Raw genomic sequence first — 1,340 nt, 5'->3', positions numbered from 1 at the left:
GTTGAGATGTCGTAGATGTTTCGTTTCCGCAGGTTTCTCCTGCGGTTATGTAAAATTTAAACCTTTCAGGTTTGATAAAAAAAGACAGTTAAAAAATGACGAAACTACATTGCTGAATAGTTACTTATTCTTGAGCTATAGATACGGGTTTCGTGAAAACGGGATAAATAAACGGTGTGAAGGGCAAATTGATGATAGATGCAACGATTTGTCAGAGATAAACGAATGGTGTGTCTAACGCACCCTGCTACTACCTTTGCTTGCAGATTCTACACCACATGTAACTGTTCAGATAGTAATTTACCGCAGAGACGCAGAGAAACAGAGAGGAAAACATCTTTTTTTTTTCGCGTTTTTCGGTGTTTAAAAAAGCTTAAAAACAGTGTAACTATTCACCCTGTAGGAAAGTAGGAAAGGGAGAGAAAATGAATGAGAAGTTAGATGATTTTAGACAACTTGTAGTATGGCAAAAAAGCCATCATTTAGTGATAAGAATATACGAAATAACCAAAAACTTCCCAACTGAAGCAAAATATGGATTGTTGCGACAGATGTGCCCAGCGGCTGTTTCTATTCCAGCAAATAGTGCAGAAGGTTTAAGAAACAAGGCATAAAGAATAAGTTACAAGTAGGAAGTAGGATACTTATAGCTTTAATCAAATCAATTAAGAGTAAAATAGTATGAAGTATTTTCCCCCTTTCCTACTTCTTATCCTTACCCACAAATTGGGTAGAATGAGAGAAACAGAGAGAAATACCACGAAGAGCACGAAGGACACGAAGAAAAATGGTAACCTTCTGGTTTGTAGTAACCGCATTTATGCGGTTATTTACCCGCTAAAGCGGGTTACTACGAACATTATAAACACCAAAAGATGCAAGAAATCTTGTTTTTACAAATATTACCTGGACGATTACCTTTAATGAGAAGAGGTTGAAAAATGGGATTAAAAGATTTGTTTTATAATTCTTCGTACTCTTCGTGTTCTTCGTGGTTTTTAAAAGATGTGGGTAACGATAAGTTCCTACTTCCTACTTTCCTACTTCCTACTTCCTGCTTGCTTGGTATGCTGAATAGTTACCACCACATTTTCTTTATCCTTCTAACATCTTCTTCATTTTTTCTATCCCCAGAAGATTTATAAGACTTTTCATTACCTTCTCTTCCCCAAGGCTGCGAATTACCTTCTCTTCCCCAAGGCTGCGAATTACTTTCTCTTCCCCAAGGCTGCGAATTACTTTCTCTTCCCCAAGGCTGCGAATTACTTTCTCTTCCCCAAGGCTGCGAATTACTTTCTCTTCCCCAAGGCTGCGAATTACTTTCTCTTCCCCAAGGCTGC

At 37.9% G+C, this 1,340-nt stretch carries 3 protein-coding genes; 2 read left to right on the top strand and 1 reads right to left on the bottom strand.

The genetic code is table 11. From position 1 onward, the window contains the following. Together AB1414_21015 and AB1414_21010 are read left to right on the top strand one after the other, a co-directional pair. A partial coding sequence (locus AB1414_21015) for a hypothetical protein (GenBank protein ID MEW6609893.1) occupies window positions 1-238 on the top strand: 238 nt, incomplete at its 5' end. Window positions 239-425: 187 nt separating this feature from the next. Then, entirely contained in the window at window positions 426-614 is a 189-nt protein-coding gene (locus AB1414_21010) for a four helix bundle protein (protein ID MEW6609892.1), read from the top strand. A gap of 481 nt (window positions 615-1,095) precedes the next feature. Here the strand turns inward: AB1414_21010 and AB1414_21005 are convergent. Next, on the bottom strand, window positions 1,096-1,340 hold a 245-nt coding region (locus AB1414_21005; GenBank protein ID MEW6609891.1), incomplete at its 5' end, for a hypothetical protein.

The organism is bacterium, from assembly GCA_040755795.1.
Classification (GTDB): domain Bacteria; phylum UBA9089; class CG2-30-40-21; order CG2-30-40-21; family SBAY01; genus JBFLXS01.
The sequence above is the reverse complement of the archived record's forward strand: the minus strand, read 5'-3'. Positions and strand labels throughout refer to the sequence as shown.